Genomic DNA, 13,354 nt, shown 5'->3' on the forward strand with positions numbered 1-13,354 from the left:
GAATACAACATCAATGTAATATTAGTTATCAAGCTCATCATTGTTGCTAATATACAGTGGCACGCGGGTAACAAGTCGTACGATTGCCGCTGGTCGCGCCCCCGGGAAGTGCCTGTAATTGCAAAAGTTTCCCGAGGCAAATTAGTTTTTTTCAACACTGAAGTCTTTGTCGTGAATCTGCAACATCATTGATATACCACAATGCTTTGTGCGCTAACGCACGGAACTTGCGAACCTGCCATCGTATTCTCTAGTCCAACAGCAGTGCATTTATCGCAAGAAAGCGCACCTGGAATTGTTGTCTATCTCTAGCAATAGCATGTCTGGCAGTAGTCGCATTGATGCAATAGAGAAAATCTCTTATCAACGTTGGGAGTTACTTGTGAATAAACTAAAAAAAATCGCCGTTGCCGCCGCAGTTCTGTGCTCCGCCCTCGGCGCACAGGCCCAGGAAATCAATCCTTCCTGGTACATTCAACCTAGCCTCAACGCACTCAAGCCAGATTCTGACTTCGCCACGGATAAAACCGGCTATGGCGCAGGCTTGCGTTTCGGTAAACCCGTTTCCCAGGACTGGGATATCCAATTGGGCACCACGTATGCCCGCTCCAAGGATGGCGGTCAGCGCTACCAGCAAAATACGCTGGGCGTAGACGGTCTGTACATGTTCTCTCGCAAAGCCTTCCGCCCCTTCCTGCTGGTCGGTGCCGGCATGCAGCGCGACAAGGACACCAGCTTCGCTTTCGGTGAACGCAGCAAGAGCTCGCCATACGCGAGCGTGGGCCTGGGCTTCCAGTCCACCATCACCGATCAACTGTCGTTCCAGGCCGACGTGCGCAATGTGCACGGTTTCCTGCGCGGCAATACCTTCGATCCAAGCAGCAAGTCCAACAACTACTACGTGACCTTGGGCCTGAACTTCGCGTTCGACAAACCACCTGCACCGCCACCACCACCGCCACCGCCGCCAGTACGCGAGGAAGTCGTCGTGGTCGTGCCGCCGCCACCGCCACCACCGCCACCGCGCTTTGAAAAAGTGACGATGGCCGCAACGGAACTGTTCGCGTTCGACAGCGCCAAGCTGGGTCCGACACAGACCAAGCTCGACGAAATCGCCCGCGTGCTGAACGCAGCGCCGGACGTCAACAACGTCGTCATCAGTGGTTATGCCGACCGCATCGGTTCGCCCAAGTACAATCTGAAACTGTCGCAGCAGCGCGCTGATGCAGTCAAGGAATACCTGGTCGCTAACGGTGTCGCCGCCAACCGCCTGACGGCCGAAGGCAAGGGCTCCACCAATCCTGTCGTCACCTGCAATAACAAGAAGCGTGCCGACCTGATCAAGTGCCTGGAACCAAACCGCCGCGTTGAAGTGGAACAAATCACTATCGAACGCCGCGTGCAGTAAGCTGAACAGTGGTACGCCACTTATGAATAAAAAAAGGGGCTCGCGCCCCTTTTTTGCATTGAAAGCCATCATGAATTTTTCTACCCGCTATCCCAGACTGGCCGGCCTGGCACCGTTCAGCAAACAGATGCGCAGTGTCCTCGTCTGTTCCGTCACCGAATGGCTGGAACACCGCGCTTCAAGCAAGGGCGCGGCCCTCGCCTACTACACCCTGTTTTCCATCGCCCCCATCCTCGTGCTGGTGATTGCCATCGCCGGCTTTTTCTATGGACCGGCCGCCGCGCGCGGCGAGCTGATGGGGCAACTGCAAGGTTTGCTGGGCACGCAGGGCGCCGAAGCCATCCAGTTGGTGCTGGCCGGCGCAAAGAACCATGAACAGGGGCGCATCGCCACCCTGATCGCCAGCGCCCTGCTGCTGTTTGGCGCCACCAGCGTGTTTGCCGAACTGAAAGCCAGTCTCGATGAAATCTGGCAAGTGCCGCCGCTGAAGGAAGCGGGTGCCTGGGACATGCTGCGCACGCGTTTGCTGTCCTTCGGCCTGGTGCTGGTGCTGGCCTTCCTGCTAATGGTGTCGCTGGTAGTCAACGCCGCCATGGCCATCCTCGCCAACTTCTGGGAAGGCGTGTGGAAAGACACAGCCGTGCTGTTTACCATATTGTCGAACCTGATCGGCTTTGCCGTCATCGCCAGCCTGTTCGCCGTCATCTATAAAATGCTGCCGCGCGTGCGCCTGTCCTGGCGCGACGTGCTGATCGGAGCCGTGGGCACGGCTTTCATGTTTTCCTTGGGCAAATATGCCATAGGCGTGTATATCGGCAATAGCGGCGTGGCCAGCAGCTATGGCGCGGCCGGTTCGCTGGTAGCCCTGCTGCTGTGGGTGTATTACTCGGCGCAAATCTTCTTCCTGGGCGCCGAATTCACGCGCCAGTTCGCCCTCCAGCTGGGCAGCATGAAGGATATGCCGAAGACGGACGACGGCGATGTGCAAGTCAAGATACTGAAACGCCACCAGTCGTAAATCAGCATTCCAGATGCAACAACGGCGCCCGCGGGCGCCGTTGGCTTTGGCGCTGAGGCAAGCTATTCGCCCAGCAGTTCCGCCACCACTTCCATGCCCTGCACGCGCTCGGCCACCACCTTCACGATGACGATGATGGGCACGCCCAGCAGCAAGCCCCAGACGCCCCACAGCCAGCCCCAGAACAGCAGGCTGATGAAGACGGCAGTGGGATTCATGCGGGCAATACGCCCCGTCATCCAGGTGGTAACAAAGGTGCCGACCAGGGTGGCGATGGCCATCGAAGTACCCGTCACCAGCAAGACCATTTGCAGCGATTCGAACTGCAAAAAAGCCACCAGCCCCGTGGCGATGGTGATAAGCAAGGGGCCGAAATACGGCATGATGTGCAGCAAGCCGGCCACGATGGCCCAGGCGCCCGCATTTTCCAGGCCGATCACGCGCAAGGCGATCCACATCAGGACGGCCAGCAAGCCATTCGTGACGAGCAGCATGAACATATAGTTCTGAATCGAGCTGTTGATGTCTTCCAGGATGTGCACGGTGACCTTCTTGCGGCTCAGCGACGGTCCCGTTAGCTTGACGAGCTTGCGCTTGAAGGTATCGCCCGACAGCAGCAGGAAAAACACGAGAAAGATGACCATGGTCGCCTGGCTGAGGAAGCCCACCAGGCCCAGCGAACCGGCCCAGACCCAGTCCATGATCTTGAAATTGGGTGCCTCGGCAGCGGCGGCGCGGCGGTTGTTGCGGCGCGCTTCGGCGCCGGCGGCCACTTGCTCGATTTCATTGGCGACGGCCTGCATCTTCTGGAAGGTGCTGTTCTTGCCGCCCGTACTGGCGGCAATCAGGCGCGACAGCTTGTGCGTGGCGGCTGGCAACTCTTCAACGATGGATTCAAATTCGCCCTGCACGCGCTCGACCACGACGATGGAGCCGAACAGTATCAGGGCCGTGACGGCCGTGGCGCCGATGGCGCGCGGCAGGCGCAGCTTTTCCAGCCAGCCGACGACGGGATTGAGGGTGTAGGCAATAAAAATGCCGAAGATGACGGGAATGAGGAATTTCTGCGCCCACTGCAGCGCATAGATGAAGCTGACAGTAGCGATGATGCCCAGGGCCAGGCCTCGCGCATTGACATGCAGAGGCAGGCGCAAGGATGGGTCCAGGTGCTCTGTGGGCATACCTGAGGGTGGCCCGGCAGGCTCGGTGGAGGCAGCCACCACCGGCTCGGGCGGGGTATCTGAAGGCTGGATATGCATGCGATTCCCGCGACGGTCGGTGGAGGGCCGCAGTGCCAGCCGTGGAGCCGGGCACTGCGGCAGGTCATGCCATTACTTGACGCGGATGTCGTTTTTCACCGACTTCACGCCCTTGACGCCACGGGTAATTTCGCCCGCTTTGGCGGCATCTGCTGGCTGGGCAACGAAGCCGCTCAGCTGAACCACACCCTTGAAGGTTTCAACGTTGATTTCCGTCGATTTCAGGGTAGGCTCATTGAAGATGCTGGCTTTCACTTTGGTGGTGATGGCCGCGTCGTCGATGTACTCGCCCGTGCCTTCTTTGGTTGGCGTCGAAGCGCAACCTGCAACAGCGAACAGGGAAGCGACGAAAAGGCCAGTAGCGATAGATTTAGTAAATTTCATGGTTTTTCCTTAGGAGTGGTCAATCAATGTGCTCACAATGAGCTTCTTATACCAGTGTGGTGACTGCGCGCCAAATGGCGTTCAGTAGCCAAACTGGGTTTTTGCAGCCTTGATACAGTCATCCTTGGCTGCGCCGGCTAATGCATCGCATTTTTCTGTAGCGACCTTGTACTCGGCTTTTCTTTTTGCTTCACGCGCATCGCTGCGCGCTTCGATGACTTTCTTGTCCGCCTTGGCGTCGGCCAGGGCCGCCACCTTGGTGGACTTGGCCAGCTTGACGCAGACATCCTTGTCGTTGCCCGTCAGCGCATTGCAGCGGGCCAGGTCGACGTCGTAATTGGCATCGGCAATCTTGATGCGCGCCTTGGTGTAGGCACGCAGGGTATTCGTATATTGGGCCTGCGCCACTGCTTCATCGTAAGTGCGCACGGCCTTCGCTTCGGCGATGCAGACATCCTTCGGGTTGCCCGTGATTTTTTCGCATTCCGCATGTGCAAGCTTGTAATTCAGGCCAGCCTGTTCATTGGCCGCCTTGTAGGCTGCTTTCGCTTCCGGCGTGGCGGCCACTGCCTGGCCGCCCCAGGCGGCGCACGCCAGGCTGACAACGATGGCGGTGAAAAGCTTATTTTTATTCATGTATTTCTCCCTGGTGGTGACAAGCATGTCTGCTTGGCATGACTACCGTTTTACGTGGATCGTCGCCTCTCTTCTGTACGCTGCCGTACACAAGTAATTTATTTTAGAACTTGGAGGCAGACTGGGATAAATAACAACGTTTTGGTGAATCGCACGGGGGAAAAAATATCATTTCGACACGAAATAAGTGCGTGCGGCAGCGTACAGACCGGGGACAGGGGCATGACTAAGATGGCACTACACCCTCACCTCGTCAGGAGAATAAAATGAAAACCAATGCCACCTTGGCTGCACTGATGCTCGCTGCCACCGCCGTACTGAGCGGTTGCGCCACCGGCCCTTCCCAGTCACAACAATATTATCCGGCCAACCAGCCTGAGTCCGCCATGTATGGCACCGTCGATTCCATCCAGATCGTGCAGGGTGGCGGTCAAACCAGTGGCGCCGGCGCCGTGGTCGGCGGCATTGCCGGCGCCCTGCTGGGCAATACCATAGGCTCGGGCGGTGGACGCACGGCCGCCACCGTCGCGGGCGCCGTTGCCGGCGGCGTGGTCGGCAACCAGGTGGAAGGCCGCAGGCAGCAAGCGCAGGCCTACCAGATCAGCGTGCGCCTCGACAACGGCGAATACCGCACCGTGGTGCAGGACAATGCGAATGACTTGCGCCCAGGCAACCGCGTGCGCGTCGTTGATGGCCGCGTCTACCGCTATTAATTCTCGGCGGAGCTTGCCAGCAGGCGTCCGCCATCCCGCATACATCGTACGATAACAAGGAGTTGCCATGGGCACCATCATTCTGATCATCTTGATCCTGGCCCTGGTCGGCGTCCTGCCTACCTGGCCGCATAGCCGCAACTGGGGTTACGGCCCCAGCGGCATCGCCGGCCTGGTCGTCGTGATACTGATCCTGCTATTACTGACAGGCAGGTTGTAAAAAAAGGCGCTGCGGCGCCTTTCTTATTTTGAGGAGGAAAGATCATGACTACCCACAACACCCTATTGAGCGTCCTGTTCGCCTGTAGCCTGGCCCCACTGGCGCTGGCCCAGACAGCCATGCCACAGCCGGGCGACCCGCAACGCTGGTACCAGGAAGACAGCACGGTGCAAGCCCAGCTGCGCACCTTGCGCAAGGAGATTGCCGCCGCCCTGGCGGAGGCAAAAAAAGCCTGCCGTCTGGAACCGTCTGCCACGCAGGCCACTTGCCTGAAGGATGCGCAAGACACTTACCGGCAAGACATGGCGAACGCGGAAAAACTGCGCGTAGCGGCCCATCCGCAGTGATGAACACATTATTGCGACGTCTGACAAAACCGTCGCCAGCGGAAGGGAGAGGTGGCCAGGAAGCGCCACCGCACGAAGGTACGGTGCGCATCGCAGGCCGCCTATACCGACACGCAGCAGGTTTTGACAGGCGTCACTAAACGGCGTCGCGTTCGTACGGGGGCAACTCGTGCACCACGAGTGGCGTGTCTTGCGTGACAAAAGCGAGCCAGCCGGCCGCCTTGATCGCGCGCAAGCCATCCTGGTAGCCCTGCTCCCAGCGCCACTCGATGGAGCCCCTGGAGAAATTGATGTCCTTGGCCGCCATATGCCAGTCGCGCCCCGCATATGGCAGGCGCACGATGTGCATGGTGCTGTCGCAGCCCAGCGCTACCAGTTCTTCCGTCTGCTGGCGGTTGTGCGCCGTATCAGGCAGCTTGGCGTACAGTTCGCGCAATTTGCGCTGCAAGGTGTGCGTACTGACATAATCGGCGATATGCCGCTTCGACCGCGAAGCGAAGGTCACATCTTTTTGCCGCGTCTGCACTTCATCCAGTGTGGTCGGTTCCGGGCCTTCCGAACTCCACAGGTCGACCATGAAGACCAGGGTGTCGACGTGGGGCGTGTCGTCGAGCACGGTTTCCAGCGGCGTATTCGAATACAGGCCGCCATCCCAGTACAGGTCGCCATCGACGCGCACGCCGGCAAAGCCAGGCGGCAAGGCGCCACTGGCGCGGATATGCTCCGCCGTCAGCGGCTGTTGCAGGCTGTCGAAACTGGTGAGGCTGCCGCATTTGACGCGCAGGGCGTTGACCGTCAGGCGCATGCCGCCCGGCTGGTTCAGGTAATCGAAATCGACCAGTTCATCGAGGGTGCTGGCCAGTTCGCTGGTGTCATAAAAACTCGCTTCTTCCGGCTTGACGGCGATTCCTGCGGAAAACAGGCTGAAGGCGCGCGGCTTGAAGAAGCCGGGCACGCCGCGCAGCACCGTATCGAGCGTGGCCAGCCAGATGTTCGAGCGGCGCTGCTGGTCTGACACGAGGTTCATGTCGATGCTGTCGCGGTGCGCCACGCGCTGCCAGAACTGTTTCAAGCGCACCAGCCTGTCCTCGTGCTTGTTGCCGGCCAAAATGGCGGCATTGATGGCGCCGATCGAAGTGCCCACCACCCAGTCGGGCGCCAGGCCATGTTCGTGCAGCGCGTGGTAGACGCCGGCCTGGTAGGCGCCCAGTGCGCCGCCGCCCTGTAGCACCAGCACGATGCGCAGGCGCGAGGGATTTAACTGATTGATCGGTGTCTTCGTATGCGTCATCAAGATGGTCCCTCTGTTTGCCGCGGGAAATGCGGCGTGAATCATTGTAAGGGATTGTCCCCGCGCTTGCGTCCGCGCTTGCATCGGCATGTGGCGGACCTTGTGTACGGGCAAAAAAAAACGCCGTCGATGACGGCGTTCCAGGCAATTCCAGCGTCAGCGCTTGCGGCGCAGCCAGCTGGCGGCAACGGCGGCCACGGCCAAGAGGACCAGGGCCGGCTTGACCAGCTTCTTGCGTCCGATAAACGATAGCGCCGTCAGCACGTAGGGCATGGCGCCTTGCAAGCGCATGCCACCAGGCGCCAGCAAGGATTCGACGCGGTGGCCGGCAAAGCCGACGGCCGTCTCGACCACGCCCTGCAGCAGCGATTCGGGACGCAATGCATAACCCACGTTGGCGCGCGCATGCACGATGCCCACGCGGTACATTTCGCCCTGGGCGATCAGCAGGCGCTTGCGGGCGGCTTGCGCCGCCAGTTTGTCGTGTTCCGACATGAATTCTCCTCGTAAGGCAGGCTGGACATGGCGAGACCCGCCGGCACAGGTCCGGCTGGTTCCCGCCAGCAGCTTACATCAGCATGTCGCGGTCGGCCTTCAATTCCGCCATGGTGGCGGGCATGGACAACTTTCCTTGACGCAGCATGGCGCGCGCATACGTGACCAGCGCGATAGCCAGCAGTACGAACACGACCGTCATGATCGCCAGGATCTTCCAGCCCAGGCTATCCCAGGCCAGGAAAACGATCAGCACGCTGCCGTAAGCGATGGCAAACAAGCCCGCCACCGTCGCCAGCGCGAAAATGACCACCAGCTGCAGCATGTGATTGCGCACTTCCGACAGTTCGATGGTGGCCAGTTCCAGCCGCGACAACATCAGTCCGACGGCGTTCTTGGCCAGGCCGGCGACCGAGCCGATCAATCCCGGCCCCTGGTGAGACGAAGCAGACTTGTCCATATCGCTCCTGACAGTGGATTACTTGCGGCCCAGGATGAAGCCGACCAGCACGCCGACGCCAGCGGCGACGGCCACCGTGCGCCATGGGTTTTCCTTGACATAACCGTCAGCCTGGGAGGCGAGCTGCTTGGTCGCAACGATGGCCGATGCTTGCGCCTCATGCGCCTTGGCCAGCGCGGCGTCCAGGGTTTTCATACCCTTGACGCGCACTTCATCGGCTTTTTCGCCGGTCAGGGCGGCAGCGGCGCTGAACAGGGCTTGCGCATCCTTGACCAGGGTTTTGACATCGTTATTGACGGTGGTGATATTGTTTTCCAACATGGTTTAGCTCCTTAGCTGTGGATGAATGTAGTTACTATACCTACTTTACTCAAAAACACTATTCCATTAGATCGCGCATATCATCGGCGTGCTCTTCCTCGACAGCCATGATTTTGATCAACAAATGGCGTGTGGTCGGGTCTTTGTCGCCAATTTTCACGATCATCTGGCGATACGACTCGATTGCTACCCGTTCCGCGATCAAATTGGCACGCACCATGCTCTGCACGTCTTCAGAGTCATCATACTCGGCATGACTACGCGCAAGCAATGTTGCAGGATTAAAATCTGGCTTGCCATTCAATTGGACGATGCGTTCGGCCAGCCAATCGGCGTGTTCCTGCTCCTGCTGCGCATGCTCGAGGAACTCGGCCTTGATACTGCCATTGTCGCGCCCGCTCACAGTGTAGTAATGGCGTTTATAGCGCGCAATGCACACCAGTTCGGTGGCCAGCGCCCCATTCAACAGGGTGATCAACTCCTCACGGTCGGCTTGGTAGCCGGCCGTCACGGCGCCGTCGTCCAGGTTTTTGGCGGCAGCTCGGATGGCGGCCGTATCGATGCCAGCTGGAATCTCAACAGATGTTGGTGTCATGATGTTTCCTTTCAAGTCTTGCATGGGTATCCACCGGCCGACCTGCGGCCGGTGCTGCCTGGGTACTGCCGCACTCGGCGGCGACCCAATACTATCGGCGGGCGGGAATCGCCGTGTTATCTTCCGACAGAACGATTTCCACCCGGCGATTCAGCTGGCGATTCGCCGCGCTGTCATTGCCGGCGGCCGGATACGCGGCGCCGTAGCCTTTCGTGGCGATGCGGTCGCGGCTGATGCCTTGCTCCAGCAGCGCATTGCGCACGGATTCGGCGCGGCGCTGCGACAATTCCAGGTTGTGCGCGGAACCGCCTGTGCTATCCGTAAAGCCTTCGATCAGCACGGTGCGCTGCGGGTTGTTTTTCAGCACGTCGGCCAGCTTGCGCGCCGTATTCGCGCCATCGGCCGTCAGGTTCGCCTTGTCCGTGCCAAACAGCACGTCGCCCAGGGTGATCACCATGCCGCGTTCGGTTTTCTTGGCGGCCAGGTCGGCCAGCTGCACTTCCAGCGCGGCGGCGCGGGCGGTGGCGTCACGCGCCGACGCTTCGGCCGATTGCGCCTGGGCCTTGGCTGCTTCCGCATCGGCTTGCGCCGCCTGGGCGCGGGCCGTGGCCTGGTCAGCCTGCTGCGTGCGCGCATCAAGGCGCAATTGGTCACGCTGCTTGCCGGCGTTGGCGATATCCGCCTCAGCTGCCTTCTGCTTGGCGACTTCTTGCGCCGTGGCTATCTTTTGCTTGGCCAGGTAGGCCAGCTTGTCGACTTTTTCGCTATCTTCCTGGCGCGTGGCAGCCGCGTTCGCCGCTTCCAGCGCAGCGCTCGCTTCGCGGAATTCACGTGGCGCATAGGTCGACACGATAGGGTTCGATTGCGCCGCCATGTAGTCGCCACGCGTCTGGTCGAGCAGGCTGGTGGTGGTCGGTGCGGAGCTGCAGGCGGCTACAAAAGCGGCCATGGCCAACAGGCCGGGAAGTGTGGTGTAAGTAGTTTTTTTCATGATGGGGTCCTGGTTATTGTTATTAGTTATTGATTAATTATTGTTTTGGGGCTTGCTGGTTGGCACGATCGAGCTCTTCGCGCATGACGCGGATGTTCTCGTTGATTTCATCGGCGGCGCTGGTGGCCTTGGCCGAGTTGGCCTTGCTTTGCGCCAGCTTGGCATCGGCTTGCGCCTGGTCGGCCAGGTCGCGTGCCGTCTTGTAGTCGCGGTCTTTCAAGGCTTGGTTGGCCATGCGCATTTTTTCGCGGGCCGAACGCATTTCATCGGGAGCCAGTTCGGCGGCGCCGGCGCTGGCAGCGTTATCGACGGCGGCGCGCGACACGGCGACGTCGGCCGTGGCAGGCGTTTTCATGCTGGAACAGCCCGTCATCAGGACGACGGCTGTGGCACATGCGGCGAAAGCGGCCAGCGGGGAAATCTTGAAATCTCGGTTTGTCATTTTTCTTCTCCTGGAGAATGTTAAGCGTGAGGGGTGATGTCAATGCATCTGGAATCAGGAACTGCGTTTGATGTATGACGTTATAGGCTCCGGCTCACCGCATATCCGTTCGGTGCCGCACATAGAGTAAGAAATCGACAATACTTGCATGGGCAACGTGCGCCAGCGCACGCCTGCGACAGCAAAACCTGAAACGGGCCCGGTTTTTAAGCGATTCCTGTAGCATCGTGCTTCTGTTCAGAAAGAAACACTTCTTACCCCACACCCTATGCCACGTTCTATCTCTCTCTCGCGCCGCCAGAAAATCGCCCTCGCCAGCGCCGCCGTGCTGGTCGCCCTGCCCGTCACGGCCGCCGTCGTCCTGCTCAATATGGACTGGAACCGCGCCAAGCCCTGGCTCAATGCGCGCGCCAGCGAAGCGCTGGGCCGGCCCTTCGCCATCGCGGGCGACCTGTCGCTGACGTGGCAGCAGCCACCCGCCGCGGGGCAACAAAGCTGGCGCACCTACCTGCCGTGGCCGCACTTGCAGGCGCAAGACGTACGCCTGGGCAACCCGAGTACCATGGCAGCGGCGGATGAGCAGGCGCCACTGGCCAGCGTGAGCCAGCTGGCGTTTACGCTCAATCCCCTGGCCCTGCTGGACAAGAAAATCATCATCCCGCAATTGCGCTTCGACACGCCGCAGGTGCGCCTGCTGCGCAACAAAGATGGCAAAAACAACTGGACCTTCGACAAGCAGGAGCAGCCATCGCCGTGGCAGCTGGAACTGCAAAGCGTGGTCTTCAGCAAGGGCACTGTGACGCTGGACGATGCCGTCACGCACACGGCGATGCGCGCCGATGTCGACACCATCGCGGACGATGCGCGCTACGGCATCGCCTGGAAGCTGGCCGGCAAATACCGTGGCGAAAACATCCAGGGCGGCGGCAAGGCGGGCAGCGTGCTGTCGCTGCAGCAGCAAGGCACACCCTTCCCCATCCAGGCCGACATGCGCGCGAGCGGCAGCAGCGTGGCCATCGAAGGCACGCTGACGCGCCCGGCAGACCTTGCCGCGCTCGACGTGCGCCTGAAAATATCCGGGCCCAGCATGGCGCGCCTGTATCCATTGACGGGCGTGTTGCTGCCGGAAACGCCGCACTTCAGCACGGAAGGCCATTTGACCGGCACCCTGGCGCCCCGCGGCGGCGAATGGGTCTACGACAAGTTCAGCGGCAAGGTGGGGTCGAGCGACATTAGCGGCAAGCTGGCGTTTTCGGCCAACACGCCGCGCAAGCGCCTGACGGGCGAAGTGCACTCGCGCCTGCTGCAGTTTTCCGACCTTGGCCCGCTGGTGGGTGCCGATTCCAGCGCCAGCAAGAAGGAGCGGGGCGTGCCGTCGACGCAGCCGGCCGGCCGCGTGCTGCCGGTAGAAACATTCAAGACGGAACGCTGGACCAGCCTGGACGCCGACGTGCGCTACACGGCCGATAAAATCACGCGCGATGCCGAGTTGCCGATCAGCAAGCTCGACACGCATGTGGTGCTGACGGATGGCGTGCTGTCCTTGACGCCGCTCAACTTCAATGTGGCGGGCGGCACGCTGAGCTCGCAGATCAAGCTCGACGGCAGCGGCAAGGTCATTGCCAACGGCATCGCGGCCGAGCTCAAGGCCAGTGCCCGCCATCTGCACATCCAGCAACTGTTTCCCCGCCTGCCGGCGCTGCAAGCGAGCATGGGTGAAATCAATGGCGATGCTTCGCTGTCGGCCACGGGCAATTCCGTCGCCAGCCTGCTGGGCAGTTCGAATGGCGAAGTGCGGGCGCTGATCAACCGGGGCAGCATCAGCAAGCTGCTACTGGAAGAAATGGGATTGAATATCGGCAGTATTGTGCTGACCAAGCTGGTGGGCGACAAGCAGGTCAAGCTGAACTGCATGGCCGCCGATTTCGTCGTCACCAAGGGCATGATGCGCACGCGCCAGTTCATCGTCGACACGGACGATGCCCTGCTGCATGTCGATGGCACGGTGAACCTGGCCAATGAGCAGCTGAACCTGACTCTGCAGCCGGACAGCAAGGGCTTGCGCGTCTTTTCGCTACGTTCGCCCCTGTATGTGCAGGGAACTTTCAGCAAGCCCGACGTGAGCGTCGACAAGGGTGTGCTGGCCCTGCGCGCCGGCGGCGCCCTGGCGCTGGCCGTGGTGGCGCCCGTGGCCGCCCTGCTGCCCTTGGTCAATACCGGTCCCGGCGAGGACAGCGAATGTGCAAGCCTGCTGGCCCAGGCGCGCGTCAAGCCGGTGGCGCCAAAACCAGGCAGGACAGCGGGCAAAAGCCGCTGAACGGTACGACAACCGGGGGCATTTACAATTGTTACACCCCTATGTGCGTTGCCGAACAGACCCTGCCTTGTCACAATCCTATTCTGTGATCGTGCCTGAACACGTGGCGATACGAAATTCCACCGGCCACTACCAAGCCGGCGCCACGAGGTCCGAATTCATAGGAGAACTATCATGCAAATCATTAAAAAAATCGCCGCTACCACTTCCGTTGCAGCTCTGCTGCTGAGCTTGACCGCTTGCGCCAACATGTCGGGCCAGGATAAAAACACGGCCATCGGCGCCGGTGTCGGCGCCGTTGCCGGTTCCGTGCTGACGGGCGGCAGCGCCGTCGGCGCAGTCGGCGGCGCCGCCGTCGGCGGCGTGATCGGTAACCAGGTCAAGCCGAAGTAATCGCAGATCAAGAAAGCGGGGTGGGTGCCCAGGCGCCCGCCCCGCTTTTTTGCGTCTGCGGCAC

At 60.5% G+C, this 13,354-nt stretch carries 17 protein-coding genes; 7 read left to right on the forward strand and 10 right to left on the reverse strand.

Features of this window, described 5'->3' with window-relative positions:
- Nucleotides 1-382: 382 nt before the first annotated feature.
- Together C8C89_RS23190 and C8C89_RS23195 are read left to right on the forward strand one after the other, a co-directional pair.
- Nucleotides 383-1,408 (forward strand): OmpA family protein, encoded by a 1,026-nt coding sequence (locus C8C89_RS23190; protein ID WP_101480364.1) that lies wholly within the window; start codon nucleotides 383-385, stop codon nucleotides 1,406-1,408.
- 70 nt (nucleotides 1,409-1,478) lie between these two features.
- Nucleotides 1,479-2,426: a YihY/virulence factor BrkB family protein gene (locus tag C8C89_RS23195; protein ID WP_133992778.1), complete on the forward strand. Its 948-nt coding sequence runs from the start codon at nucleotides 1,479-1,481 to the stop codon at nucleotides 2,424-2,426.
- 62 nt (nucleotides 2,427-2,488) lie between these two features.
- Here the strand turns inward: C8C89_RS23195 and C8C89_RS23200 are convergent, their stop codons facing one another.
- The 3 genes from C8C89_RS23200 to C8C89_RS23210 all read right to left on the reverse strand — a co-directional run bounded on the left by C8C89_RS23200 (nucleotide 2,489) and on the right by C8C89_RS23210 (nucleotide 4,705).
- Nucleotides 2,489-3,580, reverse strand: a complete 1,092-nt coding sequence (locus C8C89_RS23200) for an AI-2E family transporter (protein ID WP_133992780.1) — start codon at nucleotides 3,578-3,580, stop codon at nucleotides 2,489-2,491.
- A 177-nt stretch (nucleotides 3,581-3,757) separates the two neighbouring features.
- Nucleotides 3,758-4,069, reverse strand: a complete 312-nt coding sequence (locus C8C89_RS23205) for a BON domain-containing protein (protein ID WP_034786324.1) — start codon at nucleotides 4,067-4,069, stop codon at nucleotides 3,758-3,760.
- 81 nt (nucleotides 4,070-4,150) lie between these two features.
- Complete coding sequence (locus C8C89_RS23210) at nucleotides 4,151-4,705, reverse strand: hypothetical protein (RefSeq protein WP_046682431.1); 555 nt, start codon at nucleotides 4,703-4,705, stop codon at nucleotides 4,151-4,153.
- A 266-nt stretch (nucleotides 4,706-4,971) separates the two neighbouring features.
- Between C8C89_RS23210 and C8C89_RS23215 the strand changes: the two genes are divergently transcribed.
- The 3 genes from C8C89_RS23215 (at nucleotide 4,972) to C8C89_RS23225 (ending at nucleotide 5,985) form a co-directional block, all read left to right on the forward strand.
- Nucleotides 4,972-5,418 carry a glycine zipper 2TM domain-containing protein gene (locus C8C89_RS23215; protein WP_070278587.1) on the forward strand — a complete coding sequence of 149 codons (447 nt, stop codon included), beginning with the start codon at nucleotides 4,972-4,974 and terminating at the stop codon, nucleotides 5,416-5,418.
- A gap of 67 nt (nucleotides 5,419-5,485) precedes the next feature.
- Nucleotides 5,486-5,638, forward strand: a complete 153-nt coding sequence (locus tag C8C89_RS23220) for a DUF3309 family protein (RefSeq protein ID WP_010396415.1) — start codon at nucleotides 5,486-5,488, stop codon at nucleotides 5,636-5,638.
- A 44-nt stretch (nucleotides 5,639-5,682) separates the two neighbouring features.
- Complete coding sequence (locus tag C8C89_RS23225) at nucleotides 5,683-5,985, forward strand: hypothetical protein (RefSeq protein WP_133992782.1); 303 nt, start codon at nucleotides 5,683-5,685, stop codon at nucleotides 5,983-5,985.
- A 136-nt stretch (nucleotides 5,986-6,121) separates the two neighbouring features.
- Here the strand turns inward: C8C89_RS23225 and C8C89_RS23230 are convergent, their stop codons facing one another.
- From C8C89_RS23230 to C8C89_RS23260, 7 genes are all read right to left on the reverse strand, one after another.
- Nucleotides 6,122-7,276 carry a patatin-like phospholipase family protein gene (locus tag C8C89_RS23230; RefSeq protein ID WP_101480361.1) on the reverse strand — a complete coding sequence of 385 codons (1,155 nt, stop codon included), beginning with the start codon at nucleotides 7,274-7,276 and terminating at the stop codon, nucleotides 6,122-6,124.
- 156 nt (nucleotides 7,277-7,432) lie between these two features.
- Nucleotides 7,433-7,771 (reverse strand): hypothetical protein, encoded by a 339-nt coding sequence (locus C8C89_RS23235; RefSeq protein ID WP_133992784.1) that lies wholly within the window; start codon nucleotides 7,769-7,771, stop codon nucleotides 7,433-7,435.
- A 73-nt stretch (nucleotides 7,772-7,844) separates the two neighbouring features.
- Nucleotides 7,845-8,231, reverse strand: a complete 387-nt coding sequence (locus tag C8C89_RS23240; protein WP_101480360.1) for a phage holin family protein — start codon at nucleotides 8,229-8,231, stop codon at nucleotides 7,845-7,847.
- Between the two features lie 18 nt (nucleotides 8,232-8,249).
- Nucleotides 8,250-8,552 (reverse strand): DUF883 family protein, encoded by a 303-nt coding sequence (locus C8C89_RS23245; RefSeq protein ID WP_034786336.1) that lies wholly within the window; start codon nucleotides 8,550-8,552, stop codon nucleotides 8,250-8,252.
- A 58-nt stretch (nucleotides 8,553-8,610) separates the two neighbouring features.
- Nucleotides 8,611-9,147, reverse strand: a complete 537-nt coding sequence (locus C8C89_RS23250) for a ferritin-like domain-containing protein (RefSeq protein ID WP_070304102.1) — start codon at nucleotides 9,145-9,147, stop codon at nucleotides 8,611-8,613.
- A 91-nt stretch (nucleotides 9,148-9,238) separates the two neighbouring features.
- Complete coding sequence (locus tag C8C89_RS23255) at nucleotides 9,239-10,138, reverse strand: OmpA family protein (protein ID WP_101480359.1); 900 nt, start codon at nucleotides 10,136-10,138, stop codon at nucleotides 9,239-9,241.
- A gap of 37 nt (nucleotides 10,139-10,175) precedes the next feature.
- Entirely contained in the window at nucleotides 10,176-10,580 is a 405-nt protein-coding gene (locus tag C8C89_RS23260) for a DUF4398 domain-containing protein (RefSeq protein WP_101480358.1), read from the reverse strand.
- 268 nt (nucleotides 10,581-10,848) lie between these two features.
- Here C8C89_RS23260 and C8C89_RS23265 point away from each other — a divergent pair, with 268 nt between their 5' ends.
- The gene (locus C8C89_RS23265) at nucleotides 10,849-12,897 is read left to right on the forward strand and encodes an AsmA family protein (protein WP_133992786.1); all 2,049 of its coding nucleotides are present in this window, start codon (nucleotides 10,849-10,851) and stop codon (nucleotides 12,895-12,897) included.
- Between the two features lie 174 nt (nucleotides 12,898-13,071).
- On the forward strand, nucleotides 13,072-13,290 hold the full coding sequence (locus C8C89_RS23270; RefSeq protein WP_034758955.1) for a glycine zipper 2TM domain-containing protein: 219 nt from the start codon (nucleotides 13,072-13,074) through the stop codon (nucleotides 13,288-13,290).
- Nucleotides 13,291-13,354: the final 64 nt, after the last annotated feature.

The sequence above is a fragment of the Janthinobacterium sp. 75 genome, assembly GCF_004365495.1.
GTDB lineage: Bacteria > Pseudomonadota > Gammaproteobacteria > Burkholderiales > Burkholderiaceae_D > Janthinobacterium.